Annotated in this window: 24 protein-coding genes; 12 read left to right on the forward strand and 12 right to left on the reverse strand. The window is 48.0% G+C overall.

Going from position 1 to position 24,412, the window contains the following annotated elements:
• Nucleotides 1-19 precede the first annotated feature (19 nt).
• Together I1H34_RS06755 and I1H34_RS06760 are read right to left on the reverse strand one after the other, a co-directional pair.
• Nucleotides 20-874 carry a class I SAM-dependent methyltransferase gene (locus I1H34_RS06755; RefSeq protein ID WP_212664926.1) on the reverse strand — a complete coding sequence of 285 codons (855 nt, stop codon included), beginning with the start codon at nucleotides 872-874 and terminating at the stop codon, nucleotides 20-22.
• 63 nt (nucleotides 875-937) lie between these two features.
• Nucleotides 938-1,690: a metallophosphoesterase gene (locus I1H34_RS06760; RefSeq protein ID WP_212664927.1), complete on the reverse strand. Its 753-nt coding sequence runs from the start codon at nucleotides 1,688-1,690 to the stop codon at nucleotides 938-940.
• 265 nt (nucleotides 1,691-1,955) lie between these two features.
• Here I1H34_RS06760 and proB point away from each other — a divergent pair, with 265 nt between their 5' ends.
• Both proB and I1H34_RS06770 read left to right on the forward strand, forming a co-directional pair.
• The gene (gene proB / locus I1H34_RS06765; RefSeq protein WP_212664928.1) at nucleotides 1,956-3,071 is read left to right on the forward strand and encodes a glutamate 5-kinase; all 1,116 of its coding nucleotides are present in this window, start codon (nucleotides 1,956-1,958) and stop codon (nucleotides 3,069-3,071) included.
• Nucleotides 3,072-3,141: 70 nt separating this feature from the next.
• Nucleotides 3,142-4,053, forward strand: coding sequence for a CPBP family intramembrane glutamic endopeptidase (locus I1H34_RS06770; protein ID WP_212664929.1), 912 nt, complete (start codon nucleotides 3,142-3,144; stop codon nucleotides 4,051-4,053).
• On the opposite strand, the gene I1H34_RS06775 is transcribed toward I1H34_RS06770, so the two are convergent.
• On the reverse strand, nucleotides 4,050-4,502 hold the full coding sequence (locus I1H34_RS06775; protein WP_212664930.1) for a VOC family protein: 453 nt from the start codon (nucleotides 4,500-4,502) through the stop codon (nucleotides 4,050-4,052). The two genes, I1H34_RS06770 and I1H34_RS06775, sit on opposite strands and share 4 nt — an antisense overlap.
• A 20-nt stretch (nucleotides 4,503-4,522) precedes the next feature.
• On the opposite strand from I1H34_RS06775, the gene I1H34_RS06780 reads away from it, so the two are divergent.
• Nucleotides 4,523-5,290 carry a TIGR00297 family protein gene (locus I1H34_RS06780; protein ID WP_212664931.1) on the forward strand — a complete coding sequence of 256 codons (768 nt, stop codon included), beginning with the start codon at nucleotides 4,523-4,525 and terminating at the stop codon, nucleotides 5,288-5,290.
• A 103-nt stretch (nucleotides 5,291-5,393) separates the two neighbouring features.
• Entirely contained in the window at nucleotides 5,394-5,921 is a 528-nt protein-coding gene (locus I1H34_RS06785; RefSeq protein WP_249369870.1) for a hypothetical protein, read from the forward strand.
• On the opposite strand, the gene rdgB is transcribed toward I1H34_RS06785, so the two are convergent.
• Nucleotides 5,918-6,493 carry an RdgB/HAM1 family non-canonical purine NTP pyrophosphatase gene (rdgB, locus tag I1H34_RS06790; RefSeq protein ID WP_212664933.1) on the reverse strand — a complete coding sequence of 192 codons (576 nt, stop codon included), beginning with the start codon at nucleotides 6,491-6,493 and terminating at the stop codon, nucleotides 5,918-5,920. The genes I1H34_RS06785 and rdgB overlap by 4 nt on opposite strands.
• A gap of 89 nt (nucleotides 6,494-6,582) precedes the next feature.
• On the opposite strand from rdgB, the gene rnhA reads away from it, so the two are divergent.
• Nucleotides 6,583-7,359 (forward strand): ribonuclease HI, encoded by a 777-nt coding sequence (rnhA, locus tag I1H34_RS06795; protein WP_212664934.1) that lies wholly within the window; start codon nucleotides 6,583-6,585, stop codon nucleotides 7,357-7,359.
• 73 nt (nucleotides 7,360-7,432) lie between these two features.
• Here rnhA and I1H34_RS06800 read toward each other — a convergent pair whose 3' ends face one another.
• From I1H34_RS06800 to ctpA, 3 genes are all read right to left on the reverse strand, one after another.
• Nucleotides 7,433-7,852, reverse strand: a complete 420-nt coding sequence (locus I1H34_RS06800) for a CAAD domain-containing protein (RefSeq protein ID WP_212664935.1) — start codon at nucleotides 7,850-7,852, stop codon at nucleotides 7,433-7,435.
• 257 nt (nucleotides 7,853-8,109) lie between these two features.
• Nucleotides 8,110-9,378, reverse strand: coding sequence for an HD domain-containing protein (locus tag I1H34_RS06805; protein ID WP_212664936.1), 1,269 nt, complete (start codon nucleotides 9,376-9,378; stop codon nucleotides 8,110-8,112).
• Nucleotides 9,362-10,594, reverse strand: coding sequence for a carboxyl-terminal processing protease CtpA (gene ctpA, locus I1H34_RS06810; protein ID WP_212664937.1), 1,233 nt, complete (start codon nucleotides 10,592-10,594; stop codon nucleotides 9,362-9,364). Before ctpA ends, I1H34_RS06805 begins: the two co-directional genes overlap by 17 nt.
• Before the next feature lie 208 nt (nucleotides 10,595-10,802).
• On the opposite strand from ctpA, the gene petB reads away from it, so the two are divergent.
• The 4 genes from petB (at nucleotide 10,803) to dprA (ending at nucleotide 15,007) form a co-directional block, all read left to right on the forward strand.
• A complete protein-coding gene (gene petB / locus I1H34_RS06815; RefSeq protein ID WP_010471635.1) occupies nucleotides 10,803-11,450 on the forward strand; it encodes a cytochrome b6 in 648 nt (215 codons plus the stop codon).
• A 117-nt stretch (nucleotides 11,451-11,567) separates the two neighbouring features.
• A complete protein-coding gene (gene petD / locus I1H34_RS06820; protein WP_012164940.1) occupies nucleotides 11,568-12,053 on the forward strand; it encodes a cytochrome b6-f complex subunit IV in 486 nt (161 codons plus the stop codon).
• Between the two features lie 1,117 nt (nucleotides 12,054-13,170).
• Nucleotides 13,171-13,740, forward strand: coding sequence for a peptide deformylase (gene def / locus I1H34_RS06825; protein WP_212664938.1), 570 nt, complete (start codon nucleotides 13,171-13,173; stop codon nucleotides 13,738-13,740).
• Between the two features lie 136 nt (nucleotides 13,741-13,876).
• A complete protein-coding gene (dprA, locus tag I1H34_RS06830; RefSeq protein WP_212664939.1) occupies nucleotides 13,877-15,007 on the forward strand; it encodes a DNA-processing protein DprA in 1,131 nt (376 codons plus the stop codon).
• A gap of 294 nt (nucleotides 15,008-15,301) precedes the next feature.
• Here dprA and miaB read toward each other — a convergent pair whose 3' ends face one another.
• Nucleotides 15,302-16,666 carry a tRNA (N6-isopentenyl adenosine(37)-C2)-methylthiotransferase MiaB gene (gene miaB / locus I1H34_RS06835; protein ID WP_212664940.1) on the reverse strand — a complete coding sequence of 455 codons (1,365 nt, stop codon included), beginning with the start codon at nucleotides 16,664-16,666 and terminating at the stop codon, nucleotides 15,302-15,304.
• Between the two features lie 376 nt (nucleotides 16,667-17,042).
• Between miaB and I1H34_RS06840 the strand changes: the two genes are divergently transcribed.
• Together I1H34_RS06840 and I1H34_RS06845 are read left to right on the forward strand one after the other, a co-directional pair.
• The gene (locus tag I1H34_RS06840; protein ID WP_212664941.1) at nucleotides 17,043-18,086 is read left to right on the forward strand and encodes a fatty acid desaturase; all 1,044 of its coding nucleotides are present in this window, start codon (nucleotides 17,043-17,045) and stop codon (nucleotides 18,084-18,086) included.
• Nucleotides 18,087-18,103: 17 nt separating this feature from the next.
• Nucleotides 18,104-18,652, forward strand: a complete 549-nt coding sequence (locus I1H34_RS06845; RefSeq protein ID WP_212664942.1) for a shikimate kinase — start codon at nucleotides 18,104-18,106, stop codon at nucleotides 18,650-18,652.
• Here the strand turns inward: I1H34_RS06845 and I1H34_RS06850 are convergent.
• From I1H34_RS06850 to I1H34_RS06860, 3 genes are read right to left on the reverse strand one after another with little or no spacing between them, the layout of a single operon-like run.
• On the reverse strand, nucleotides 18,636-19,097 hold the full coding sequence (locus I1H34_RS06850) for a Spy/CpxP family protein refolding chaperone (protein ID WP_212664943.1): 462 nt from the start codon (nucleotides 19,095-19,097) through the stop codon (nucleotides 18,636-18,638). The genes I1H34_RS06845 and I1H34_RS06850 overlap by 17 nt on opposite strands.
• Entirely contained in the window at nucleotides 19,085-19,573 is a 489-nt protein-coding gene (locus I1H34_RS06855) for a hypothetical protein (RefSeq protein ID WP_212664944.1), read from the reverse strand. Before I1H34_RS06855 ends, I1H34_RS06850 begins: the two co-directional genes overlap by 13 nt.
• Complete coding sequence (locus I1H34_RS06860) at nucleotides 19,570-20,133, reverse strand: sigma-70 family RNA polymerase sigma factor (protein WP_212664945.1); 564 nt, start codon at nucleotides 20,131-20,133, stop codon at nucleotides 19,570-19,572. Before I1H34_RS06860 ends, I1H34_RS06855 begins: the two co-directional genes overlap by 4 nt.
• 144 nt (nucleotides 20,134-20,277) lie before the next feature.
• Here I1H34_RS06860 and I1H34_RS06865 point away from each other — a divergent pair, with 144 nt between their 5' ends.
• The gene (locus I1H34_RS06865) at nucleotides 20,278-22,749 is read left to right on the forward strand and encodes a CHAT domain-containing protein (protein ID WP_212664946.1); all 2,472 of its coding nucleotides are present in this window, start codon (nucleotides 20,278-20,280) and stop codon (nucleotides 22,747-22,749) included.
• On the opposite strand, the gene cobA is transcribed toward I1H34_RS06865, so the two are convergent.
• Nucleotides 22,746-24,374, reverse strand: coding sequence for a uroporphyrinogen-III C-methyltransferase (cobA, locus tag I1H34_RS06870; protein ID WP_212664947.1), 1,629 nt, complete (start codon nucleotides 24,372-24,374; stop codon nucleotides 22,746-22,748). The two genes, I1H34_RS06865 and cobA, sit on opposite strands and share 4 nt — an antisense overlap.
• Between the last annotated feature and the right edge of the window lie 38 nt (nucleotides 24,375-24,412).

The following is a 24,412-nucleotide window of genomic DNA, read 5'->3' on the forward strand; positions in this document are numbered from 1 at the left end:
CATTTAATAGGTGCATTCCCTAGAGGATTGGTGGCTTTTGCCAAGACAAAATCATGTAGCGTAGTAGGCCCAAACGACTGGTTCCTTCGAGAAGTAGTGTCTGTGCGATCGCAGGTAACAAATCCAGTGAAATCTCGATAGCTAGGGGCAGTCGCTGAAAAAATCCATAGGTAGGCAGCGTATTTTGAGTCACGTCCCTGGACTGCATCGCCCCAAAACCAACCTGCTCAGATAACGCTCGGTATTTTTGCAGAGTATAAGTCACATCAAACGACCCATAGAAACTGGGCAAGACAGGATTTGACTGCCAGAAAAAAGCGGGCCATCCTTCCATTTCAAATGGTGCAAAATCAGAAATAGCTAACCAACCGCCTGGTTTGAGCACACGAAATGCTTCCTGCAGAAACTGCTTGCGATCAGAAAAATGAAAAATACATTCAACCGCTAACACCGCATCCACCGATTGATCGGCAAAGGGCAGTGTACAAGCATCCCCTTGGATAAATTCAATGGTATTTTCTGGCCGAGCAGTTACCGTTTCTTGGGCATAGGCAAGCTGGCGCTCATCCAGATTCAGTCCCAACAAGCTGACATTCGTGAAACCCTCATTTAGGCTGGCTAAGGTCCCCCCTACGCCACAACCCACATCCAAAATGGTTTGCTGGTCTTGAACCTGAGCCGCAGAATAAATTTCAACACTCATCTGCTCCGCTGCAGCCCCATAATCCTTGGCCGTATAGGTAGCCTGGTTTGGATTGGCCCAATAGCCCCAATGGACATGGCGACCAAAGGCTTGCTCAAAAATAGCGTCGCCCTGATCGAGTTGTTTCAGAATCAGATCAAAATAGGGAAGCGTCAGTGCTGAATTAGCCATAGGTTCAATCCATTGTAGAGAGCAAGATTGCTGCGGGTGATCTAAAACCATCTCTGATGACGGTCAAATCTCAATCACGAGATCTGGGATAAAACGCTCATTGGGTTCATCAGGATAGCCTCTGGGATTGCAAATTACCCGCGTGTTGCCGATGGCATAGTCATATGCTGAATGGACATGGCCATGAACCCATACCGCTGCGTGGGAGTTGGCAACAAACGGATCTAGATGCGATGCATAGGCCGCGCTCAACATATCCTCTTGGTAGTGATAGGGAATTGAACGTTTGCTGGGGGCATGGTGGGTCACAATCACAACTTTGCTCTGCATTGTTTTGAGCTGTTTCACCTCTTCAGATAACCAGCTCAAGGATTTTTGATGAATGATCGCCGTATCAACGGATCGCAGCTTGCGATAGTCCGGGCTCACATGAATTTTACGGTAGTCCGTCATGGTCTGAGTTGCCTCGTAGCCTGCGATTTTGGGTTCACCAAACAATTTAAAGTTTGTCCATAAAGTACACCCCAGAAATGTCATGCCATTGATGACTAAGCGATCGTTTTCCAAAAGGTGGATATTCGTATCTTCGACCAATTTCTTGAGATCATGGATGTGTTTTGGAAATGCCCTGCCGTAGTACTCATGATTACCAAGCACATAAATAACGGGCTGATCAGGGAATCTAGTTTTTATCCACTCAATGCTTTTTTTACCCACATGAATATCCCCCGCCAGAATGACTACATCTGCATCTGTGGGTGGAGGAGCGAAATCCTCAAACTCAATATGTAAATCACTCAGGATGTGGGCTTTCATCCAACCACCCTAACTTAGGAGTCAACCGAAACGAAGCGACAAGATTAAGTGAGTTTAGTCGATCTATCATGTTTGATCTGCTAGCTACTAGCCTTGAGATATCCAGTACCACTATGGGACGAGCAAATGGATATGTCCTCAATTTCTTCATTCGCTCTTTGCCTCGGAGCAATGTTAGAAATGACGTAAGTAAGGCATGATACCTATATTCTTTTAACCTAGGTATCTGTGGGTCTAGTCTTCCCCAAAAAATATCAGAGACTATATGTCGAAAATCTTAGTTCTTAAAATTGGCACTTCCAGCTTAACCAACCCAGACACTGGGCATTTGGCTTTAGCGACCATTGCATCCCTCGTGGAAGTCCTCAGCCAACTGCGGCAAGCGGGCAACCAAGTGATTCTCGTATCCTCTGGAGCCGTCGGGATTGGCTGCGCACGGTTAGGGTTAGCAGAACGGCCCAAAGTCGTTGCCCTCAAGCAGGCTGTCGCTGCAGTCGGTCAAGGGCGATTGATGCGCATCTACGATGATTTTTTCACTAGTTTGCAACAGCCCATTGCCCAGGTCCTGCTGACCCGTGGAGACTTAGCGGATCGCAGTCGGTATATCAACGCCTCCAATACCTTGCAAGAGCTGCTCAAATTAGGTGTGATACCGATTGTGAACGAGAACGATACGGTGGCTGTGGATGAGTTGCTTCGGTTTGGAGATAACGATACCCTATCCGCCCTAGTGGCAGGATTAGTTCAGGCAGACTGGCTCTTTATTCTCACAGATGTAGATCGCCTCTATTCGGCTGATCCACGTACCCAGCCGGATGCCCAGCCCATTGTCACCGTCGAGCGGATGGAGGAATTGACTGCGCTAAATGTCAATGCTGGCGCTCAGGGATCTCAGTGGGGGACGGGAGGCATGGCTACCAAAATTTCCGCAGCTGCGATCGCAACTAATGCGGGTGTTCGTACCGTCATTACCCAAGGCAAAACCCCTGAGAATATTCCCCGGATTCTGGCTGGCGAATCGCTTGGCACCCAATTTCAACCTCATCCACGGCCCCATAATGCCCGTAAACATTGGATTGCCCATGCCCTTGTCCCGACAGGTACACTGATTTTGGACGATGGAGCAGCGAAGGCAATTACAAAGCTGGGTAAATCCTTGCTAGCGGCGGGTATTACTGCGGTTGAAGGAGAGTTTCAAAGCCAAGAAGCGGTTTGTTTCCATGATTCTGCGGGCATAGAAATTGCACGAGGCTTGGTCAACTATAGTAGTGATGAGCTGCAGCGCATTCAGGGGCGTCAATCAGAAGATATTCCCCAGGTACTTGGATATGCTGGAGCAGAAACCGTCGTCCATCGCGATAATCTGGTTATTACAGGATAATTAGTCCCATATTTATGACTTTATATTCAAAAATATCTTCAATATTTAAGCAGCAGGTCCAGTACATCCTGTGAGTATTGAACTTCGGACTATCTTTTTTGGTCGACGCCCCCGTAGGCTGCGAGCAGGCTGGCGAATTCTTACCCAGAATGGGCTAGAGCTTGTTTTATATATCTTTCTCCACTTTATTTTTTTTCGAAATGTCTCTGATGCCACTCAACAGGCCTTTATCTTTGACAAGCTGCTATTCGTCGCCGCAACTACCCTCTCCATTTTCCTAGCCCGTCGCTACCTCGATCGACACTCCTTCGACTCCATCGGCTTAGAAGTGAATGTTTGGATGTTGTGGGATTTACTGTTTGGGTTCTTGCTCGCTGGGGTATTGATGGCAGGTATTTATACGGTTGAATACCAAGCTGGATGGCTGAAATTCATTGGCTATCGATGGCAACAAGACTCGATGGGGACTGTTGTATCCGAGACCTTGGCAGGTTTATTAGTCCTAGGGCTATGCCCCTCTTGGCAAGAGGAATTAACCTATCGTGGCTATTATCTCCAAAATATCAAGGAAGGGTTCAATTTGGCCTTGGCCATTGTTGTAACTTCAATTTTCTTTGCCGCTCGCCACATCGGTAATGCCAATGCCGGGGCCCTCTCCACTATTATTATTTTTCTAGCTGGCCTTTGGCTGGCCTTTGCCTGGCTCGTGACCCAGCAACTATGGTTACCCCTCGGCATTCATGCGGGTTGGAACTTCTTTGAAGGCGTTGTGTTTGGTTTTCCCGTCAGCGGATTCACTAGCTTTCATTGGATTGACCATAGGGTAACCGGCCCGGTTTGGATTACGGGAGGGGCGTTTGGTCCGGAAGCCGGTGTAGTTAGTATTGTGGCGATTATTATCGGGGTTGCAGCGGTATTTGGCTGGAGTCGATGGCGACGTTATCTTGCCCAACGCATTCAAACTCAAAGTGCCAAAACCTAAGGCATATCTCCAATCTGTTTGAACTCATGGCCGCCGAAAATCACGTCTGAATTGCGGTAATGCTTGAACTCCAACAAGTTGTGAAACGGATCTTCTAGGAAAACAGTGAAATGCTCTAGAGCCTGATCTGGAAAGCGTAATCGTGGCGGTTGGTAAAAACTTAGCTGATGTTTTTCCGCTCGATCCACTAGTTCTTGCCACGCTGATTCCTGAGAGAAGACCAGTCCAAAATGTCTAGGATAGATACCTTTTTGGGGTTCTAGCGGTTGGTGAGTGACATGGGCCACTAACTGATGGCCATAGAGGCTCATGATCAGAGACTGGGGACTTTCTCGACCCAACTCACATCCTAAACCTTGCTGATAAAAGGCTTTTGTCTCTGGGATATTCGTGACAGGAAAAGCGAGGTGGAATAGGATGAAGTCAGTGGTGGGCGGTTGTGTGTCCATAGGTTAAATATTTCCCAAAAATGACTTTTATTGATGCCATTGGAGAGTTGAATCCCTGGCTACTCGCAGCCTTGTTAAATACAGGGTTGGGATTAGTGGGCTGGAAACTCGTCTCCAAACTTTTAACGCCTGCAGGGCTAGTCCATGCCTGGATTTTAGGGGTAATTGTCTGGGGTGTTTTGGGCTGGACGGGATATGGTGTCGTTCTATTCTACTTTTTGGCTGGATCAGCAGTCACCAAAGTCGGCATGGCGGAAAAAGAAGCCGCTGGTATCGCTGAGAAGCGCTCTGGGGCTAGGGGGCCTGAAAATGTCTGGGGGTCTGCTGCTAGCTCTACCCTCTGTGCCCTAGCCACTTTAGTGTTCCCGCAATACCAACCTTTGTTTTGCTTGGGCTATGTGAGTGGTTTCAGCACCAAACTGTCTGATACCACTGCCAGTGAAATTGGTAAAGCCTATGGCAATCGTACTTTTCTGATTACGACATTGCGGCCTGTACCTCGGGGGACTGAAGGGGCTGTCAGTTTAGAAGGGACGGTGGCTGGCATGGCGGCTTCGGTGGTGATTGCTCTCTTGGCCTGGGCAGTGGGCTTAATCTCTGGGGTCGGGGTGGTCTGGTGTGTGATTGCAGCTTTTATTGCCACCAATTTGGAAAGCGTGATTGGAGCCACGGTGCAGTCCCAGTTCAATTGGCTCACCAATGAAGTGGTGAATGGGATTAATACGTTGATTGGGGCTACCGCTGCAATGGTGATGGCTCTAGCTTGGACAGGACTGGTAGGACGTTAAGGCATTCCTCCGGATGGATGTGCGGAGGGAGAAAATGCGATAGGATAACTCATCAATATACGGAGGCCAAAAAAGGATGGCTTCGAAATCTGGAATCGTACCCATGGTGCTAGCTGCAGTTGTAGGTGGTTCAGGGGCGCTATTGTTAACGCAGCTGTACTTCAGCATTTGGATTGAACCGTCAGTCACAGCTGAAAAAGCGCCGCCTGTGTTGGAAGTCAAGCCGACAGTTCCAGATGCGATGGCTAAAGGCCGACCGAAGGTGATCGCCAAAAAAGAACCGCCTCCTTCCATTGACCCCCGTACCGATGTCCTGCGCATTAGTAATCAAACCCAATTCCCCATTCGCATCGTACTGCGCAGCCACCTCGATCCCAACCATCCCAGTCCTCCTGAAACACCGCACTTTAAAGAGCCTGTTCATTGGGACTTTGCCCCCCAAGAAGGGAGTATTGGCGGCCTCAAAGTCTCCTTGCCCTCTGGCCCTATGCAGCTTTACCAAGGCGATATCCTGATGGCCTTTGCCCTAGATGGATCGCAAAAATACTGGGGGCCTTATGTGGTGGGGGACACCCCGCAGCCCACCCTCACACAGACGGATGCCGAGTGGCATTTAGTCATTTCACCTTAGATCTCCAGGGCCAATAGTTGAGGCATCAGGGCCTTGATGGCTTCCCCTCGATGGCTGATCTGGCGTTTGGCGGCTGCCGATAGTTCGGCAAAGGTTTGCTGCTGAGACGGAACATAGAAAATGGGGTCATAGCCAAAGCCTCCCTCTCCCTGAGGGGCTTGCAGGATTTCTCCTGGACAAATCCCTTTCGCTTGGCAGGCGACGCTACCATCTGGTCGGGCTAACGCGATCACACAGACAAATTGAGCACTGCGATCGGCCTTCCCCTGGAGTTCTGTCAGCAGACGCTGAATCCGATCTGTATCCGTTTTGCCGTATCGAGCCGAGTAAAGGCCGGGTGCTCCATCCAGAGCCATAACTTCTAAGCCTGAATCATCAGCAATGGCCCATTGCCCTAGGTGTTGAGCCACCTGGGTTGCTTTAAGAATGGCATTTTCCCTAAAGGTGGTGCCCGTTTCTTCAATCTCCAGATCCGGGGGCATCAGCTGCAGGTCCCAGGGCAAATCGGCTAGGTGCTGCTGCATTTCTTTTAATTTGCCGGGGTTTTGGGTGGCCACAATTAAAGGGGGCATGCTGTTTCCTCTATGAATAATCAATTCCGTTTTCGTTGCGACCAATCAGCATAGGATAGGAGCGACGATTGCTGTAATGATGACTGACCATGCCTGCTTTTTCTGACATTGAAAGTATCTATACCGATGGCGCTTGTTCGGGGAATCCCGGACCAGGTGGATGGGGCAGTGTCATCTACTTCAAAGATGGATCCTGCCATGAAATTGGTGGATTTTCTCCCCAAACGACGAATAATCGGATGGAATTGCAGGCTGCGATCGCAATCTTAGAATTGTTGCAAGACAAACCATTACCCAAGACCATTCCCCTCTATACTGACAGCGAGTACGTTAAAAACGGCATTACTAAGTGGTTGTCGGGATGGAAACGCAAAGGTTGGAAAACGGCTAAAGGTAAAGATGTTCTGAATCAAGATTTGTGGCAACAGCTCGATCAACTCAATGACGCTTCCATAGACTGGCGGTATATCCGCGCTCATGCAGGCCATGAAGGTAACGAACGCTGTGACCAGATCGCCCGTTCCTTCTCCCAACGTCAAACTCCTGATCTTCACCAATCCAACCCTACGACTGCCATGCCTGAATCTTCCGAATCAAATCAACATCCGCCCGAGCACTCAGACCATCCGGTCAGTGAATCAAGAGTGTCTCATCTGCAAGATTTAGTTGAGACCTTAGAAATTGCCGATCATATTGCTAAAGAAGGTTACTTGATTAGCAGCTCTGAGCTAGCTGACCTGATGGCAGTGCATGCAAATGCAGTGACCAGTCGAGGAGATGAATGGGTGTGGCGCAACTGGCTAATCTCCCGTGTGCGCCGGGAAGGTAACCAAATCCTGTGGCAGTTGGAGCGTATCAACTCCTAGCATTGGCTCCAAAAAACAAGTGAGGCTGCAATTAATTGCAGCCTCACTAAGTCATAAAATCTGGGGAGTTGTGTTAGCGAGACCCACCTGTAACTTTATCTTTGAGCTGACGATAGTCGTCTACTAATTTCTGCCGTTTCTCAGCATAGGTTAAGTAATTCCAGGCAAACCAAGCGGAATAGCCTAAGCCAATCAGCTCTAAGAGTGGCGCAACAAAAGGAATTGAATTGAGAACGTCTAAAACTCCATTTGCAACCGCTGCCGCAATCGCTGCAGCAGAAATGACTAAGAACAGATTTAGAGGTTTCTTATAAATGGAATAGGTTTCTCCCACCTGTTTGGGGAAAGTATCCACAAAGTCTCTTAACTGCTTGCCAATCTCATTAACGTCAATCGTAGTGGAGTCGTCCGCAGAAAGAGGAGACAAGCTTCCAGAAGTTTCGGTGCTTACATCCAAGTTGGCAGTCGTCTTTGTTTCCTGGTCAGCATCCATGGTGTTTTTAAGGGAATAACAACTTCAAAATAATTTATCGGGCAGAAATAAAACTATATCTCAAGATCATCTGCTTAATCAGGGTTAAGCCTACCATGACCCTATACGCATCACTGATCGATTGCTATCGGCAGAGATGTGATGTAACCATGTTACCCATTTTTCCCTCAGGGATACCGATGCTTTGAAGGCGAATTTCACTATCCCCTGCTTCAATTTTCTGGAGTGCCCAGCTCAGCTTTGTACCGTGACTATTGCTAGCGCTGTTCCCGTAAAACAGGGATCTGATTTAAATCACTTTCAATCCCTGGGGGATAAATAATCCAGCTTCGTCGAAAGGGTTGGATTAAAGCCTGGACGAGGACCGAAACGTCACTAATTTCAACCAGCCCTTGCCTCGTCAGTAAATTGATGCCCCGTTGGTATAGGGTATAGCCCCGAGTCAACGCCACTTGTAGCCCCGTATAGTATTTTGGGTCCCAGCCTTGTGCCTGCACCAAATCCTGGCTATGGGCCAAACACTCTTGCTGTTGAGCTGCGGTCAGATGGGTAATATCCATTGCCTTCATCAAATCTCGATTGAGATGGCGGCGACATAAATTACTCAAAATGGCATCATTACTTTGCTGCCATTGGTGCAGATGGTAGGTAAAAACAATATCATCTGCAGCTAGATAATCCTGCAAAGATAAATTGCCGTCCGTCTGGAATAGCCAGGCCCTCACCGTTTGATCGGCGCTAATTTTCCCTTCCTTTAATAGCTCTTTGGCTCGCCGAAAGGCTTGCACTAAGCCCCAGGCAGACGCCAAATTTTTGGGGTGATTGTAAATCTGAGCATACATAAAGTAGCGAACCACCAAATAATGCTCAATGGCAGCTTGTCCTTTCTGTTTCACGACTAACTGCTGGGTTTGGGGGTCATAATCCAACGCCATTAGAATTCGGTCTAAATCTAACTGGCCATAGGAAGCCCCGGTGAAATAGCTATCTCGTAGAAGGTAGTCGAGGCGATCACAATCCAACTGACTCGACACTAGTTGGCTGACAATGGGTAGCTCAAAGGTCTTTAAATAGACTTGTTCTAACTGAACCGCTAAATCAGCATCAAACTGATCGAGCAAGGTGCGGATGCGGGGAGACTCCCTCAGAATCGTGCGAGTCCAAGTCTCATGATGACTATTAAAAATGTCCTCGCCGGTATGGCTATAGGGACCATGACCAATATCATGCAGCAAAGCTCCACAAAGGACGAGGGCACGGTAGGACTGCAGTTGAGTATAGGTCTGGATTAATCGATCAAAGGCCAGCCGAGCGACATGCATCACCCCCAAAGAGTGAGTAAACCGAGAGCCTTCAGCTCCATGAAAGGTGAGACTGGCTGTCCCGAGCTGGCGAATACGCCGTAATCGCTGAAATTCAGGGGTATCTATCAACTGAATCAGCAGAGATTCAACCGGATCTTGGGCTGTTAAGGTAATGCTCCCATGTAAGGGATCGTGGTAAGTCCGACTAGGTAGAGGCTGCACTGGCAATCACCGCCGGTTCTGCCAGGATTTTGAGGGCCTGCTGATATTGGGTATCCGTATCCGTCCCCACTTGGTCACTACGCAGGGTTTTGAGATCAACGATTTTATCGGGTTTAATGCCCACCTTGTTGATATTGCGATGACTAGGGGTTTCATATTTAGCGATAGTGATCGCTAGACCTGAGCCATCAGACAAATTAAACAGGGATTGAATTGAGCCTTTGCCAAAGGTTTGCTCTCCTACTAATTGGGCACGACCATTATCTTGCAAGGCACCTGCCAAGATTTCACTGGCACTGGCACTGCCCCGATTTACCAAAACCATAAGAGGTGCATCCGTTAGAGAACCCATTTTAGAGTCAAAGCTATTGCGAATACCCTGTCGATCAACGGTATAGACAATTGGACTAGGGTTAAGCCACATCTGAGCAATTTCAACCCCGGCTTGCAAAAGGCCTCCTGGATTATTTCGCAGGTCCAAAATATAGCCTTCAGCTCCTTCGGCTTCTAGACGGGTAATGGCTGCCTGCATCTCCTGGGTGGCGTTGGCGTTGAATTGGCGCAGACGAATAAATCCAATGTCCTGACCGTTGGGCTGAGGTCGCAATTCAGCAAATACCGGGTTAATGGCAATGCGATCGCGTTTGATGGGAAACAGCAATACGCCTTGATCGAGTCGTTCCACTTTTAAATTCACGGTTGACCCAACGGGGCCACGCATGCGCTCAGCCGCTTCATCTAGGGACAGATCTGTGGTGGGAATATTGTCAATTTTGAGGATTTGATCCGCTGCTTGCAAACCTGCGATCGCAGCTGGAGAACCCTCAATAGGTGCTAAGACCTCTAAATAGCCAGACTCTTCATTCTGAATGATTTGTAAGCCGACTCCAGTTAGCTCTCCAGACGTACTGGTCTTTAAGCTCTTGTATTGCTTGGGTTGTAATAGACGCGTAAAGGGATCTCCCAGGCTGTCCAACATATCGCGGATGGCCTTGTAGGTAGCCTCCCGATCCGGCATTTGATTCGTTAATGCCTTTTGACGAACCATTCGCCAATCCTGATGATTGAAGGAGTCATCCACATAAGCTTGATCCACCAGACGCCAAGCTTCGTTATATAGCAACTGTTCTTCAGTCAAGGCTGTTGCAGGAGGAGCAACCGCTAGGATGAAGGCAAATTGCAGAATAAATATATAGCTAACAATACGTTTAATCATTTGTAAATTCTAACGATATTCGGCTTTATCTTGCCCCTCTAGCTCCTCTAAAGCGCTTTGTAACGTTGATTTTTTACTTGGCCATTCTCAAAAAAGAGTTCAATCGTCGTGAGTCAGGAAAATACCGCCACGATTTTCTGAAAGGGGTATAGGCACTGTGTTACATTTTTTATGAAGAGCGATACATTTTTTTGGAACCCCTAGCTTTATGAGCAAAGTGTACGACTGGTTTGAGGAACGCCTTGAGATTCAGGCGATTGCCGATGACGTCACCACCAAGTACGTGCCGCCTCACGTCAACATTTTTTATTGCCTGGGTGGAGTTACCTTAGTTTGCTTTATTATCCAGTTTGCCACTGGATTTGCAATGACCTTCTATTATCGGCCGACGGTCACTGAAGCATTTAACTCCATTCAGTACATCATGACTGAAGTTAATTTTGGATGGTTGATTCGTTCCATCCATCGCTGGTCAGCCAGCATGATGGTCTTGATGATGATTCTCCATGTCTTCCGGGTTTATTTAACTGGCGGATTCAAAAAGCCCCGAGAGCTGACCTGGATCACTGGCGTTGTTTTAGCTGTGATTACCGTTACTTTTGGTGTAACAGGCTACTCTCTGCCCTGGGACCAAGTGGGTTACTGGGCTGTCAAAATTGTTTCAGGTGTTCCTGAAGCAATTCCTGTGGTTGGTTCTTCCATCGTTGAGCTGCTACGTGGTGGCACTAGCGTTGGTCAATCTACCCTTACTCGTTTTTATAGTTTGCACACCTTTGTTCTACCTTGGTTGATTGCAGTGTTCATGCTGCTTCACTTCCTCATGATTCGGAAGCAAGGTATTTCTGGCCCTTTGTAAACTCTTTTTAGGCTCTGAATCGGGTTTTCTGTTTTCGGAGTCTTGGACTTTTGACGTAAGTCTTTGTGAGAACCCTCACCTGCTGACCCAAAAATAGAACGGAGAACACGCGCAACCATGGCAAAAATACTTAAACAGCCTGATCTAAGCGATCCGCAGTTAAAGGAAAAGCTGAAGAAAGGCATGGGCCATAACTATTATGGTGAGCCCGCTTGGCCTAATGACCTTCTTTACATTTTCCCAGTGGTGATTATGGGAACGATCTCGCTGGTCATCGGCTTAGCGGTCTTAGACCCAGCCATGATTGGTGAGCCTTCTAACCCCTTCGCCACCCCCTTGGAAATTCTGCCTGAATGGTATTTATACCCTGTCTTCCAAATTTTGCGGACAGTACCCAGCAAATTGTTGGGCGTACTCATTCAAACCACAATTCCTTTGGGATTGATGCTTATTCCTTTCATTGAAAATGTGAATAAGTTTCAGAATCCATTCCGCAGACCCATTGCGACTAGCGTCTTCTTATTTAGCGTAGTCTTCACCTTATGGTTAGGAATTGGTGCAACACTCCCCATTGATAAGTCTTTGACTTTGGGATTGTTTTAAGTTCTGAACCCTCAGCTTTATAAGCAATAGGGGTATTAATTTTCTGAGCATCCATTTGCTAATGAGCAATGGGTGCTCTTTTTGATCTAGGTAGCCTAAACTGGTCTTGATTGCAGATACCTAGCACCAGCTCAAGTGTCTATCAGTTTTTCAAGCTAAACGGTCAGTGTTCACCTAAACGATTAAATAATCTTATGGTTCTATCCACCCAGAAATAGTGAGCGCTCAGTTAGGGAAACACATTATTTTATTCTTGTAAATAATATTTATCCGCAAATTCAATCCCTGAAAATGTTAACCAAGAACATTTTCAGGGATTGTTAACTATTGTTAATTTTACTCAGGAATGGGACTGACAATTCCTAGATGGCTGTGTTAACTTGGAATCCAAGGGATTAGAAAAACTGATATTCTCGCTCTACGAAAAGAAAAGAGATATACACGATCTTTTTTCGACTGTTTAGAGAGCTAATCCGCCTAGAAAATGTGTAACGTTTCTGCGCGATTTTTCTATATGCCTTGGGTGTTGGGAGTAATAAGTTAAGTGAGCTTTTTTGCCAGTTAACTTGCCTTTGTTGTAATGAGATTTTTTTTGGCGCACCTGTGCTGAAAAATGGCCTGCCCTAGGTTGCCGTGCCGCGGTTGAGAGGAACTTATCCTGCTCATCGTGGAAGTTTTGCATTCTTAAAAAAGTAGGCTAGGTCAACCTCATTGCGTTGATACTGCTAATTCTAAATCTACTTTTTCCCTCTTACACTCCTCTGCCATGCCAACTATCCCTTTCCCCATCCTGATTCTGACAATTTCGGCTCTGTATCTTTTGTCCATTCATTTTCTGTTGCGCTTGTTGCACGATCGCGATCAATTGCATAGACCTTAAATTCAAGGAAAATAGGAACTGCGATTAAAATATCAAAAATCCATTTTCCTGACTTTTTCAGGTAATAGCCGGGTGTGTTGAACTCAACACACCCGGCTATTACTATCTGAGGGATATAAGGATATATGGGTTAGCTTGAGGTTCGGCAATTTTGAGGGACCTAACCTGGATTGAGTACAATTGAGATTAGAGAAGAATTCTCTTCGTTTTTTACAGTTCCACCCTATACGTTTGGTTATGTCTTCTGAAGTTCTGGTTGAAAAGCACAAACTTAAAAATCCTCCCCTGAATATTCACACCCTCGGTGATCGCGTGCTTAGACAATCAGCCAAGCGAATTTCCAAAGTGGATGACGAGATTCGAGAATTGGCCCGCCAAATGCTGCAAACGATGTATAGCGCTGACGGCATTGGCCTCGCGGCGCCCCAAGTCGCCGTAGGCAAGCAGCTAATTGTGGTTGATACCGACCCAGAAGAACCGGCTAATCAGCCGATTATCCTGCTGAATCCTAAGATTCGTCGCCATAGTGATGACTTAGCCTTAGGTCAAGAGGGTTGCCTGAGTATTCCTGGGGTGTACCTAGATGTCCGGCGACCCGCTGAAATCGAAGTTGCCTATAAAGACGAGCAGGGTAGACCTCAAGTTATTGTGGCCACGGATCTGTTGGCACGAGTGATTCAGCATGAAATGGATCATTTAACGGGCGTTATGTTTGTAGACCGAGTAGAGAATAGCTTGCTGTTGAACCAGGAATTGACGAAGCAAGGTTTCTCAAAACAAGCAGTTAAACCTGTTGAAGCCGCTTAAGATTTTAGGAACGAGCATCTAATATTTTTTCCTTTGATCTTGGCCTTCACGATACTTTGCACCATTGGAGTCGTTATTTTAGGTGCATAAACACGATATTTTAGGTGCGTAAACCGTATCGGTAGTTGGTGAAAAGGTGGAAGAACGCCCCTATTGGTTGGCTTGGTCGCAGATTCCAGGGATAGGTCCAGTTGTCCTTAAGCGTTTACAGCAGCGGTTTGGCACTTTGTCCTCGGCATGGTCGGCAGATGCTGCCGACCTAGGAACGGTAACGGGGATTGGGGCTCAAACCCTGAGGACCATTCAGAAGCACAGGCAATCTGGAAGGCCGACGGATCTACTGGCTCAGCATGTACAGAAGAATCCCAGTTTTTGGTGCATGGCGGATGAGGCATATCCTCGGATGCTCACGGAAATCGCCGATTCTCCACCGCTGCTCTACTATCGAGGCCAAGTTCAGCTGTCTGAAAATCAGGGTAGTACCCCTATGGTAGGGATTGTAGGAACCCGAGATCCGTCTGAATATGCCAAACGATGGACTCGGAAGATTGCTTATGCCTTAGCAAAACGGGGAATAACGGTCGTGTCAGGGATGGCAGAAGGAATTGATACCCAGGCCCATTTGGGTTGTATTGAGGGTGGTGGGCGCACGATTGCCGTTTTAGGGACGGGAGTGGATATGATTTACCCACCCCGGAACCAAGGCTTGTACCAGAAAATTGAGCAACAGGGTTTGCTGTTGAGCGAGTATCCATCTGGTACACAACCCAATCGAGCCCATTTTCCCCGTCGTAATCGGATTGTGGCAGGTTTATGCCGAGCGTTGCTGGTGATGGAAGCCCCGACAAAGTCAGGGGCATTAATTACGGCATATCAGGCCAATGAGTATAATCGCGACATTTATGTTCTACCTGGTTCGTTGGATAATCCTCGGGCAATGGGCTGTTTAGGATTAGTACAACGAGGGGCTCAACTCATTTTAGGGATTGGTCAACTGTTGGACCAGTTAGGTACGATTCCACCCTTATCACCAGACCCTGCTTCTAGCATTCCTGAAATTCCTTCTACACTGCCACCCGTGCAAGCAGAAATTCTGAAAACGGTGAGCCAGCTTTGCCAACAATCAGGTGATGGCTCTGTCCCTTTCGATCTGATAGTTCAATCAGTTGAACTATCAGCAGGAGAAGTATCGGGTGAGATACTGCAGTTAGAGTTACAAGGTTTGGTTAATCAACTCCCAGGGATGAGATATGCCCCGAATTCCTAATGCTATGCCATAGATGTGATCTGAATGAGGATTAAAACTATTGACACTTTCCCACACTCAACCCTGTGACGAATGCAGAAGCTCATATTTGGTCTCTCAGCCATGGATGGCCCATCTATGTCCTGAATGTGCTCATTATTTATATGGTTATCCGAAGTGTGAGCATAACTTCTTACATGGGTATTGCAGTCTGTGTCATTGGGATGGTTCCGTCTCTAACTATATCCAGACGCTGAAGAATGAACATCAAGATTAGTCTGCTGATATGGGATTAACTTCATAAATAAACTGCCTCTAGTTAGAAGCAGTCGCCAAAGCTGACAGAGGTTCTCCGGTCAGGCTGAAAGGACGTACCTCAATCACTTTTACCGAAATGATTTGGCCCCGTAATTCTTCAATTTTGCCAGGGAAGAAGGTGAGACGATTGCCCCGGGTTCGGCCCATAACTTGAGTAGGGTCTTTGGGATTTTGGTCTTCTACGAGCACTTCTTCGATGCGGTTGGCATAACGTTGCGATCTCAACTCCGCACACACTCCCACCAAGCGATTCAATCTCTGGAGCCGATCGGCTTTCACCTCTTCACTCAGCTGGTTGTCCCATAACGCTGCAGGGGTATTGGGACGGGGAGAATAGGCTGCCGTATTCACCAGATCGAATTCAATCTCTTCCACCAACTGAAAAGTCTTCAAGAACTGCTCTTCCGTTTCTCCCGGAAAACCGACAATTACATCAGCGCTAATGGAAGCATCTGGCATCACGGCCCGAATGTTATCAATAATGCGGCGGTATTTCTCTTGGGTATAGCCTCGAGACATGGCCTTGAGAATATCGTTATCCCCAGATTGAAAGGGGATATGGAAATGCTCACACACTTTTGGCAGCTCATAACAAGCCTGAATCAAACGCTCCGTAAAATAGCGAGGATGGCTCGTGGCAAATCGAATTCGCTCAATGCCGGGCACATCATGGACAAAGTGAAGTAAATCTGTCAGATTATGCTGATGCCGTCCTTCTGGGGTTGTTCCGGGTAGGTCACGACCATAGGCATCGATATTTTGTCCTAGAAGCGTCACTTCTTTGAAGCCTTGTTTTCCGAGCTGCACCATTTCGGCTCGAATGACCTCTGGGGTGCGAGATTGTTCTATCCCTCGAACGTTGGGGACCACGCAATAGGTACAGCGCTCATTGCACCCATAGATCACATTGACCCAGGCAGTGACGGTACTATCCCGACGGGGTTTGGTAATATCCTCCACAATGTGAATCGGTTCCGTTGCCAACACCTGTTGACCGCTGGCCACTTGTTCTAATAAATCCTGGAGCCGATTGGCGTGCTGAGGACCCATCACCAAATCTAGTTCGGGCACGCGACGAAGCAGGGTATCCCCTTCTTGTTGGGCCACACAGCCTGCGACGACTAAGGTTAAATCCGGTTGCGCATGTTTGCGCTTCGCTTGCCGCCCTAAATAGGAATAGACTTTGTGCTCGGCATTGTCTCGAATGGTGCAGGTATTGCAGAGAATCAGATTGGCGTCATCTGGGTTCTCAGACCATTGGTATCCCATATTTTCCAAAACCCCTGCCATCCGCTCAGAGTCAGCTTTATTCATCTGACAGCCATAGGTGGTGATGTGGTATCGGCGTGAATCTGAACTCATAAAGTTATGTAACGAAGTAAGAGGCTGAATGGGGCTGAAAAGAAGACTGTCCCTATGGTAATTCACTCAGGAATGGGTTCGCTAAAGTCATTGTCTATAAACGGGTTGCCGTCCTAGGAATCCCGAGCAAAAACACCGATTGATCCCCAGATTATGTTATAAAAACATAAGTTTAGTTGTGTAAAGTGCTTTTGAGAAATATTGATTTGTCTTGCGATTAATTCAAGTCTCAAATGCTTTGCAATGTAGCCCCCTAAGGATCAGAAGCCCATATAACCCGTCCAAGTTTGAAGCATTACAGCATGCTTGGCTAATGGCAAGACTGATAGAGGGTGCTTGATCACATATTTCAGCTCAGGAGATTCCTAATTCAGCTATGACTGCATCCCTTGTCAAGTCTGACCCTCAATTGCGGACGCTTACAGATCCGACGATTACCCTACAAGATGTTATCAAATCTCTGCCCAAGGATTGCTTTAAGCAAAATGCAGCGAAGGCTTGGACGGGTGCCATCATCAATGTGCTGATGGTCGCTTTGGGCTATGTAGCAATTATCAATTCTCCTTGGTATTTGCTACCCATCGCCTGGATCTTTACGGGCACGGCCCTGACGGGTTTCTTTGTGATTGGTCATGATGCAGGGCATCGATCTTTTGCTAAAAACCGGTGGGTCAACGATCTGGTGGGGCATCTGTTTATGGCACCTCTGGTCTATCCCTTTCATTGCTGGCGCATCCTGCATAACTTTCACCATACGCATACCAATGAGCTGGATGTAGATAATGCTTGGCGGCCTTTTGATGGTGCTGAATATGAAAGCCTGGATCCTGTCATTCGCACAGTCTATGAGCAAATTCGCGGCTATTTCTGGTGGGTCGGCTCTATCGTTCACTGGGCCAACCTGCATTTTAACTGGAATTCCTTTGATGAAAAGGATCGAGATGATGTCAAGCTTTCTATTGGCGTTGCCGTATTGTTTGCTGCGATCGCATTTCCTGCCATCATCTACACCGCTGGCATTTGGGGCTTCGTCAAGTTTTGGTTGATTCCTTGGATGGTCTACCACTTCTGGATGAGCACCTTTACCATCGTTCACCACACGGCGTCCGATATTCCCTTTCAACCCACTGAAGTCTGGAACGCTGCAGAAGCTCAGCTGGTGGGTTCAGTGCACTGTAAATATCCTGGCTGGGTTGAGTTTCTCTGCCACGATATCAATGTCCATGTTCCTCACCACGTTTCCACGGCGATTCCTTCCTACAATCTGCGCATGGCCCACAAAAGCCTGAAGGAAAACTGGGGTCAGTACGTGTATGAGCGCGAATTTAACTGGGCCTTGATGAAAGAAATTTCTGAAGAATGCCACCTTTACGATTCTGAGAAAGCCTATAAGTCTTTCAAAGATCATGCAGCGGGTTAAGCACTCAGCAATTGGCAATGATCAACCTTAAAGGGGTCAATCTTTACCTCGTCGGCATGATGGGGTGTGGTAAATCGACAACAGGCCGGGCCTTAGCTAAGCAGCTAGGCTACGGCTTTGTCGATACGGATGACCTAATTACCCAACTCACAGGCCAAGCCATTACCGATATTTTTGCTGAATCCGGTGAAGATTATTTTCGGCAAGTTGAGTCTAAAGTCCTGTCCGAAGTGGCAGCCCACACCAAGCTTGTGGTGGCAACGGGGGGTGGGATTGTACTAGAGAAACAGAACTGGAGCTTTTTGCAACACGGCCTTGTGATCTGGCTGGATGTAGAAGCCGAGCAGCTTTGGCAACGTCTCCAGGCAGACCAGTCCCGGCCACTGCTGCAAAAACCGAATCCCCAACAAGTTTTAGACGAATTGCTGACTCAACGGCGACCTCTTTATCGGCAGGCAGATATTCATATCTTGCTCAAGCCGGATCAGATCGTAGAGTCTGTTTGTGAATCCGTCGTCCAAGAAATTACTAAGATACTGCGCCCCGAGGCTAGCCCTCAGGATTGAAACGTCGTTGCCGCTGCCGCCGTCGCTCTGCTAACTTTTCAGCTAGCTGCTGCCGTTGGTCTGGTGTGAGGACCTTGCGAATGGCCATCATGTTCTCAAACCGCAGCTTCAGGGTTTCCTGAGTGAGCTGATCTAAGGACTGAAACTGAGTGCGAACCTCTGCATCAGGAGCTTCTCCAGCAATCATAGCCTTCAACTCTTTCCGAGTTTGCCGCAGTAACTGGGCTTTCTCTCGGGTTTGAGGACCATATTGTTGACGGATGGCGCGAATCTCCCGTCGCTGTTGTCGAGAAAGCTGCAAGTCTCGGAATAGTCCGGGACGTTGTCTTTGACGTTCAGGGGATTGAGCCACACTGGGCTGCAAGGTATTTCCCACCCATTGCCCCAGAGAACATACCCCGATCAGGGCGAAACAAATAACGACTCCTTTGCTTATTCGTGACATAATCCGGACCTCTTGCACGTAACGGTATTAGATTTAGCAATGACGGATGCTGATGGCCTTTGTCCCCACCATTCCCAGGGATCCGTCAATAAATCGGTTTCCCCGTCATTGAAGGGGTCAAAAGCGCTAGACCAACTCTCCGCCACAAAGGCTTCTAATTCTCCATCGGGTGGCATAGGCTGTTTTGCCGTTCGCCAAATTTGTGATCCGCCCCAGAACAGCGCGATGGTTGTTGCGATCGCAGCCGGAATACCCCATCGGGCCATCTTCCACCCCTCAGGCTCCAACGATGTTGGGGCTGAGGGGGACTGGGTAACTTCATCCAAAACGGCATGGAGAATCCTGTCCTCTAAGTCTAGGGACGAGTCAGGCACTTCTGGCTGATAACGTTGGAGAAAGTTCACCAAAGCGTCATCAGGGAGTGACTCCTCATGGGCATCAGAGCCGTTCAGATCAGGATCAGGAGGGTGGTTCATAGGGAAATCCCTTCATGTTGCAAAAATTTTCGGAGGGCTGCTCTGGCATGATGTAGACGAGACTTGACGGTGCCCACAGGAATTTCAAACATCTCGGCAATCTCTTGCTGAGGGAGATCTTGTAAATCATGGAGCACGATCACACTGCGATGTTCAAAGCTCAGTTGAGTCATGCCTCGTTTAATCAAATCCTGATAGTGAAGCTGCTGCCAATTGGGTTCAGTGGATTGGCTGGGGAGTTGATGGGTGAGGGATTGCCAGCGCGTGCGCTTTTGGGCTGCCGACCGTCGATAATCTGCGGCCACATTCCACGTAATTCGATAGAGCCAAGTCGTAAATTTGGACCGACCTTCCAGTTTAGGTAATCCTTTCCACACCCGAACAAACACCTCCTGGACGAGGTCATCTAATACCTCTGGATCACATAGAGACATCAGAGTTGACCGCACTCGAGCCTGATGTCGACGATACAAACCCCGAAAACTTTGGGTACTGCCCCGCAAACAGCCTTGAATTAAGGCATGGTCTGAATCGTCGGTTGACAGTTGTTCGGTACTCACCTTTAATTTGTTTTCAATAATTTATTACCAGCCGCTCTTCTCTATCCCTTAGACTGAAATCAGCAAGGATTGGTTCAATGACATCAAAAAAGCGCTGCAGCCTGGCTGCTCCTTCAGGGTATCAATGTAAGGGAGATCTTTGGTATGACGAGCCCTGATTTCTCCGACTCCCTGACTTGGCTGGAACAGGCAAAAACTTATCTCGAAAAAAATCAGTATATTGATGCCCTGAATTGTATTCATCAAGGTCTAGCCCTTACTCCTAGGAATGCAGATGCTTGGCTGCAATGTGGCAATGTCCTGCAAAAATTGGGGTTTTATGGGGAAGCAATCACAGCGAACCATAATGCTCAACGCCTGTTCGGTAGCCCAGAAGCCAAACTTAAAATGATTCCCTTGGAGTCTTTATTAGCCAAAGCCCAGGGACAGTCAGAAGACCAGCCAACCCAGGTCAACCCAGGGTCGCCTGCCGTATCCTCACTCTCCGGACAAGATTTTGACTTTTGGCAAAAACGAGCCTTAGCTTGCACCAAAGCCAAGGATTATGACGCTGCATTGGCCGCCTACGATAAAGTACTGGCGTTTAAGGATCACCATGCCCAGGCTTGGTATCAACGGGGGCTGATTCTATTTCATTTGCAGCGATATCAGGATGCGATCGCAAGTTTTGATCAGGCCCTAGATCGCCAGCCCGATTTTTACCAGGCCTGGAATAACCGAGCCAGCATCTTAATTCAGCTCGGCAATGTCAAAGAAGCGATTCATAGCTATGAGCAAGCCCTGCGCTGGACCGATAAACAACTGTGGCAGGCTTGGGACGATCTGGGGATGGCGATGCTTCATCTTCAAGGGGTAGATGCTGGTATTGCTATCTGGAATCAAGGTATTGATGCCCTTTGGTGTGATGCCGATGATTATGCCTTGGGCTGTGGCAGTCTCCATCAGCGCAAAGGGGATTTTCAAGCTCAACAGGCTTGGCAAGATCCTTCTCCGACCAAGATGTGGAAGGCTGCAAAATTAAGCTATTTAAGAGCCCTTGATTTACTAGATTTCCAAACTTTCCCTCAGCATCACTTAGCGATTTGGCAATCTCTGCTGCAGGTGCGGTTCCATTTACAAGAAACGGCCGCTGTCCACTCCATGCTGCTTGAAGGCGCGATCAAACTTCAAACCATCAAGCAGGATGTCAATCTGTCTCCTGAGCAAGATCGACAACTAGAAGATCAATTTGCTGGCTTCCAACAGATGCAGGTCGATTGGTTGGTGCAGCAGAATCAATTAAAAGAAGCGATTCTTTGGGCAGAACGTTGTAAAGATCGCACCTTAGGATATTGGCGATCTGGCCCTGATTATGATCCGATTCAGCACCAATATACGGATCTACAACCGCTCCTCAATCCGCAGCGAGCCGTTATCTATTGGCATCTCAGTCCCGCCCACCTCTATACCTTTATCCTCAAACCGAACCAGGACCCAGTGCTGTTCTGTGCGCACTCCCTGGAGCCGGAGGCTGATAACCCAGGGAACCTGGATGCCGCTTTAATTGATCAGCATTTCTGCTTGCAATTGTGGCAAAAAAACTGGGATAAAGCCCAGCATCTCTCCCAAAAAAATCATGAGTCGGCTCTAGGGCTGGGAGCTGATTTTTGGCTCAAAGGGCAGGGGATTCAACTCCTAACCCAACTCAAAGAGATTTTAGCCATTGAGTCTTTATGCCAAGACACTTTATCTGGTATTCAGGAACTTATTCTGGTTCTGCCTGGGCAATGGCGTCACCTACCGATGACGGCCCTTTTTCCTGAGCAGATTAGCATTACGCTCCTCCCCAGTTTGCACATTGGCCTCAATCTACTGAAAGCAAAATCGTCCCCTCAAGACCACTTGTTAACCATTGTTCCTCCCAACGGATCTGAGGATGAAAAGGATAACAACCTCACAGAATTAGAGGCCCTGGCTATCGCCCGCTCTTACCAGCAGCATATTCAATTGGGAGGACTACAGCTGACTCAGAAGACGGTCTTGGCTGCCCTCAAAGTTTCGGCAGGGAGTATTCATTTTACGGGGGTGACGGCTACAGATCGTTCAACTGTCCCAGCACCAGCTTGGGTCTTGGCCGATGGACACCGATTGACCCTAGAGGACTTGTTCGAGTTGAATTGGCAGTCCTATGCAACGGTTTGCCTCTCGGGTGGTCCACAAAATCTGAAGCCGCTACCTGGGTTTATTCCCGATTTAGAAACCTGTTTGCTCTCTTTAGGGGTGCAGCATGTTCTCAAAAGCCTATGGGAGGTCAATCACTGTTCTCGGATCATGCTGATGACCCAGGTCCATCATCTTTTGCACCAAAATGGCAACCCAGTCCATGCCCTGCGGCAAGCTCAGCATTGGCTCCGCAACCTGACCTATCGTAATGCGATTCAATGGTGGATCACCGTGGGCAACACATTAGCATTAGACAGCTCACAAGCAACTACCCTCCAACGGATTGAAGCTGAACTCCAATTCGCAGCCCAAGAAGTGGGTCAAGATGTTTGTCCGTTTAGTCACCCCTGGTATTGGGTTGGGTTTACCATCTCTGGGAATTTCCCCGAGATGTTGGTGTGGAATGAGGCTTAATCTTGAGGCTGATAGTGATCGATAATACTTTGCGTTAAACCGTCTAGGGTATATTCCTTCGCTTCGATATCGACTCGTCCTAACAGCTCTTGGCAGGTCAATGAGGTTTGGGGACCAATGGAGGCGATTTTGAGGGGGGTGAGCCATGGCTGAGGGTTACCCTCGCCAACGGATTGCTGAAGGAGCTGATAGAAGTAGCGGACGGTTTTGGAGCTGGCAAAGGTCACAATATCAATAGCTTGAGCTTGTAAGGCTTGGAGGGCCTGGGGGGCAATGGTGTCTGGACATCGCGATTGATAGGCGGCCACCTCCACCACCGTTGCCCCTTGCGTGGTGAACTGTTTAACTAAAACGTCTCGCCCACCACTTTCAACTCGGGGAAATAGCAAGGTTTGCCCCGTTAACTCTCCCCCTGGAAAATGCTCCACTAGGGCATCTGCAATGTAGTTAGGTGGGATATAATCTGCCTTTAATCCTTGCTTCTCTAAAGTTTTGGCTGTTTTACGACCGACCACTGCAATTTTGAGAGAAGCAAGGGCTCTCGTATCTAAGCCGGCATGGAATAAGCGCTCTAGGAATCGAGTGACGCCATTGGCAGAGGTTAAGATCAGCCAGTCAAAGCGATCTAGGGATGCGATCGCAACATCTAATTCTTGCCAAGATGACGGTGGGCCAATCTCCAATGCAGGCATATCAACCACCGTCGCTCCCATCGAAGTGAGAGATTGACTAAAGGTCGTGGATTGGGCAACGGCTCGCGTCACCAAGATAGTTTTACCCCCTAACGGTAAAGCCGACTGAATCGAAGAAGCGCCCATGGGAAATTGTGCAGAATCACTTCTATGAGCATATTCAGTGTTGGCAGGGAAAGAAAGCCCTAGGCTGGGTTGGAGATGAACGACATTGCCCACCACGATCACACAAGGCGATAGGGACTCTCCTTGGGTTTTGGCCACGATCGTTCCTAAAGTGCCCATCCAAACTTGCTGCTGGCGCCGACCTCCCCAACGAATAATGGCAATCGGATGTTGCTCAGGCTGACCGTTGTGTCTCAGGTGATGCACAATCGTTTCTAACTGGCGGGCCCCCATCAGAATTACCAAGGTGTCGATCTGGGCCAAAACAGACCAGTCCAGGCTTTCTGGGGCATGGGCACTCAATACCGTAAAGTGCTGGCTTAAGTGGACATCGGTGAGAGGAATTCCTGCAAATAGTGGAGCAGCTAGGGCTGAAGAAATACCCGGCAAAACCTCAACATCACAACCTGCCGCTTTTAATGCGAGAACTTCAGACGTGGTGCGCCCGAACACAAAAGGATCACCACTTTTAAGACGGACGACTTGATATCCTTGGCAACAATACTCGACTAACCAGCGATCAATATCCGTTTGAGGGGTGCTAGGCCCCTTGCCTCGCTTGCCAACTGGAATTTGTAAGCAAGTTTTCTTTACGAGGTTTAATAATTCAGGATTGATCAGGGCATCATAGAGGATGACGTCAGCCTGAGCAAGCAGGTTTTGTCCCATAACCGTAAGATAGTTATGTTCCCCAGGGCCAGCACCAATGATAAAAACCTTGCCCTGCGACTTAGGCGTTTGAGTTGTTGAATAGTTGTTTTCGCTCAAAACGATTGGATTTCAACTGCTTTGATCCTAGCTTGTAT

It is taken from the genome of Acaryochloris marina S15, from assembly GCF_018336915.1.
GTDB lineage: Bacteria > Cyanobacteriota > Cyanobacteriia > Thermosynechococcales > Thermosynechococcaceae > Acaryochloris > Acaryochloris marina_A.

Bases quoted from the DNA above. Each gene is read 5' to 3' on its own strand.
- I1H34_RS06845 (WP_212664942.1), top strand. From the start codon at position 18,104: ATGATCAACCTTAAAGGGGTCAATCTTTACCTCGTCGGCATGATGGGG.
- I1H34_RS06850 (WP_212664943.1), bottom strand. From the start codon at position 19,097: ATGTCACGAATAAGCAAAGGAGTCGTTATTTGTTTCGCCCTGATCGGG.
- petB (WP_010471635.1), top strand. From the start codon at position 10,803: ATGAGCAAAGTGTACGACTGGTTTGAGGAACGCCTTGAGATTCAGGCG.
- I1H34_RS06800 (WP_212664935.1), bottom strand. From the start codon at position 7,852: ATGGATGCTGACCAGGAAACAAAGACGACTGCCAACTTGGATGTAAGC.
- miaB (WP_212664940.1), bottom strand. From the start codon at position 16,666: ATGAGTTCAGATTCACGCCGATACCACATCACCACCTATGGCTGTCAG.
- petD (WP_012164940.1), top strand. From the start codon at position 11,568: ATGGCAAAAATACTTAAACAGCCTGATCTAAGCGATCCGCAGTTAAAG.
- I1H34_RS06760 (WP_212664927.1), bottom strand. From the start codon at position 1,690: ATGAAAGCCCACATCCTGAGTGATTTACATATTGAGTTTGAGGATTTC.
- I1H34_RS06855 (WP_212664944.1), bottom strand. From the start codon at position 19,573: ATGAACCACCCTCCTGATCCTGATCTGAACGGCTCTGATGCCCATGAG.
- rdgB (WP_212664933.1), bottom strand. From the start codon at position 6,493: ATGCCCCCTTTAATTGTGGCCACCCAAAACCCCGGCAAATTAAAAGAA.
- proB (WP_212664928.1), top strand. From the start codon at position 1,956: ATGTCGAAAATCTTAGTTCTTAAAATTGGCACTTCCAGCTTAACCAAC.
- I1H34_RS06775 (WP_212664930.1), bottom strand. From the start codon at position 4,502: ATGGACACACAACCGCCCACCACTGACTTCATCCTATTCCACCTCGCT.
- I1H34_RS06865 (WP_212664946.1), top strand. From the start codon at position 20,278: ATGACGAGCCCTGATTTCTCCGACTCCCTGACTTGGCTGGAACAGGCA.
- I1H34_RS06840 (WP_212664941.1), top strand. From the start codon at position 17,043: ATGACTGCATCCCTTGTCAAGTCTGACCCTCAATTGCGGACGCTTACA.
- I1H34_RS06785 (WP_249369870.1), top strand. From the start codon at position 5,394: ATGGTGCTAGCTGCAGTTGTAGGTGGTTCAGGGGCGCTATTGTTAACG.
- def (WP_212664938.1), top strand. From the start codon at position 13,171: ATGTCTTCTGAAGTTCTGGTTGAAAAGCACAAACTTAAAAATCCTCCC.
- rnhA (WP_212664934.1), top strand. From the start codon at position 6,583: ATGCCTGCTTTTTCTGACATTGAAAGTATCTATACCGATGGCGCTTGT.
- I1H34_RS06780 (WP_212664931.1), top strand. From the start codon at position 4,523: ATGACTTTTATTGATGCCATTGGAGAGTTGAATCCCTGGCTACTCGCA.
- I1H34_RS06755 (WP_212664926.1), bottom strand. From the start codon at position 874: ATGGCTAATTCAGCACTGACGCTTCCCTATTTTGATCTGATTCTGAAA.
- ctpA (WP_212664937.1), bottom strand. From the start codon at position 10,594: ATGATTAAACGTATTGTTAGCTATATATTTATTCTGCAATTTGCCTTC.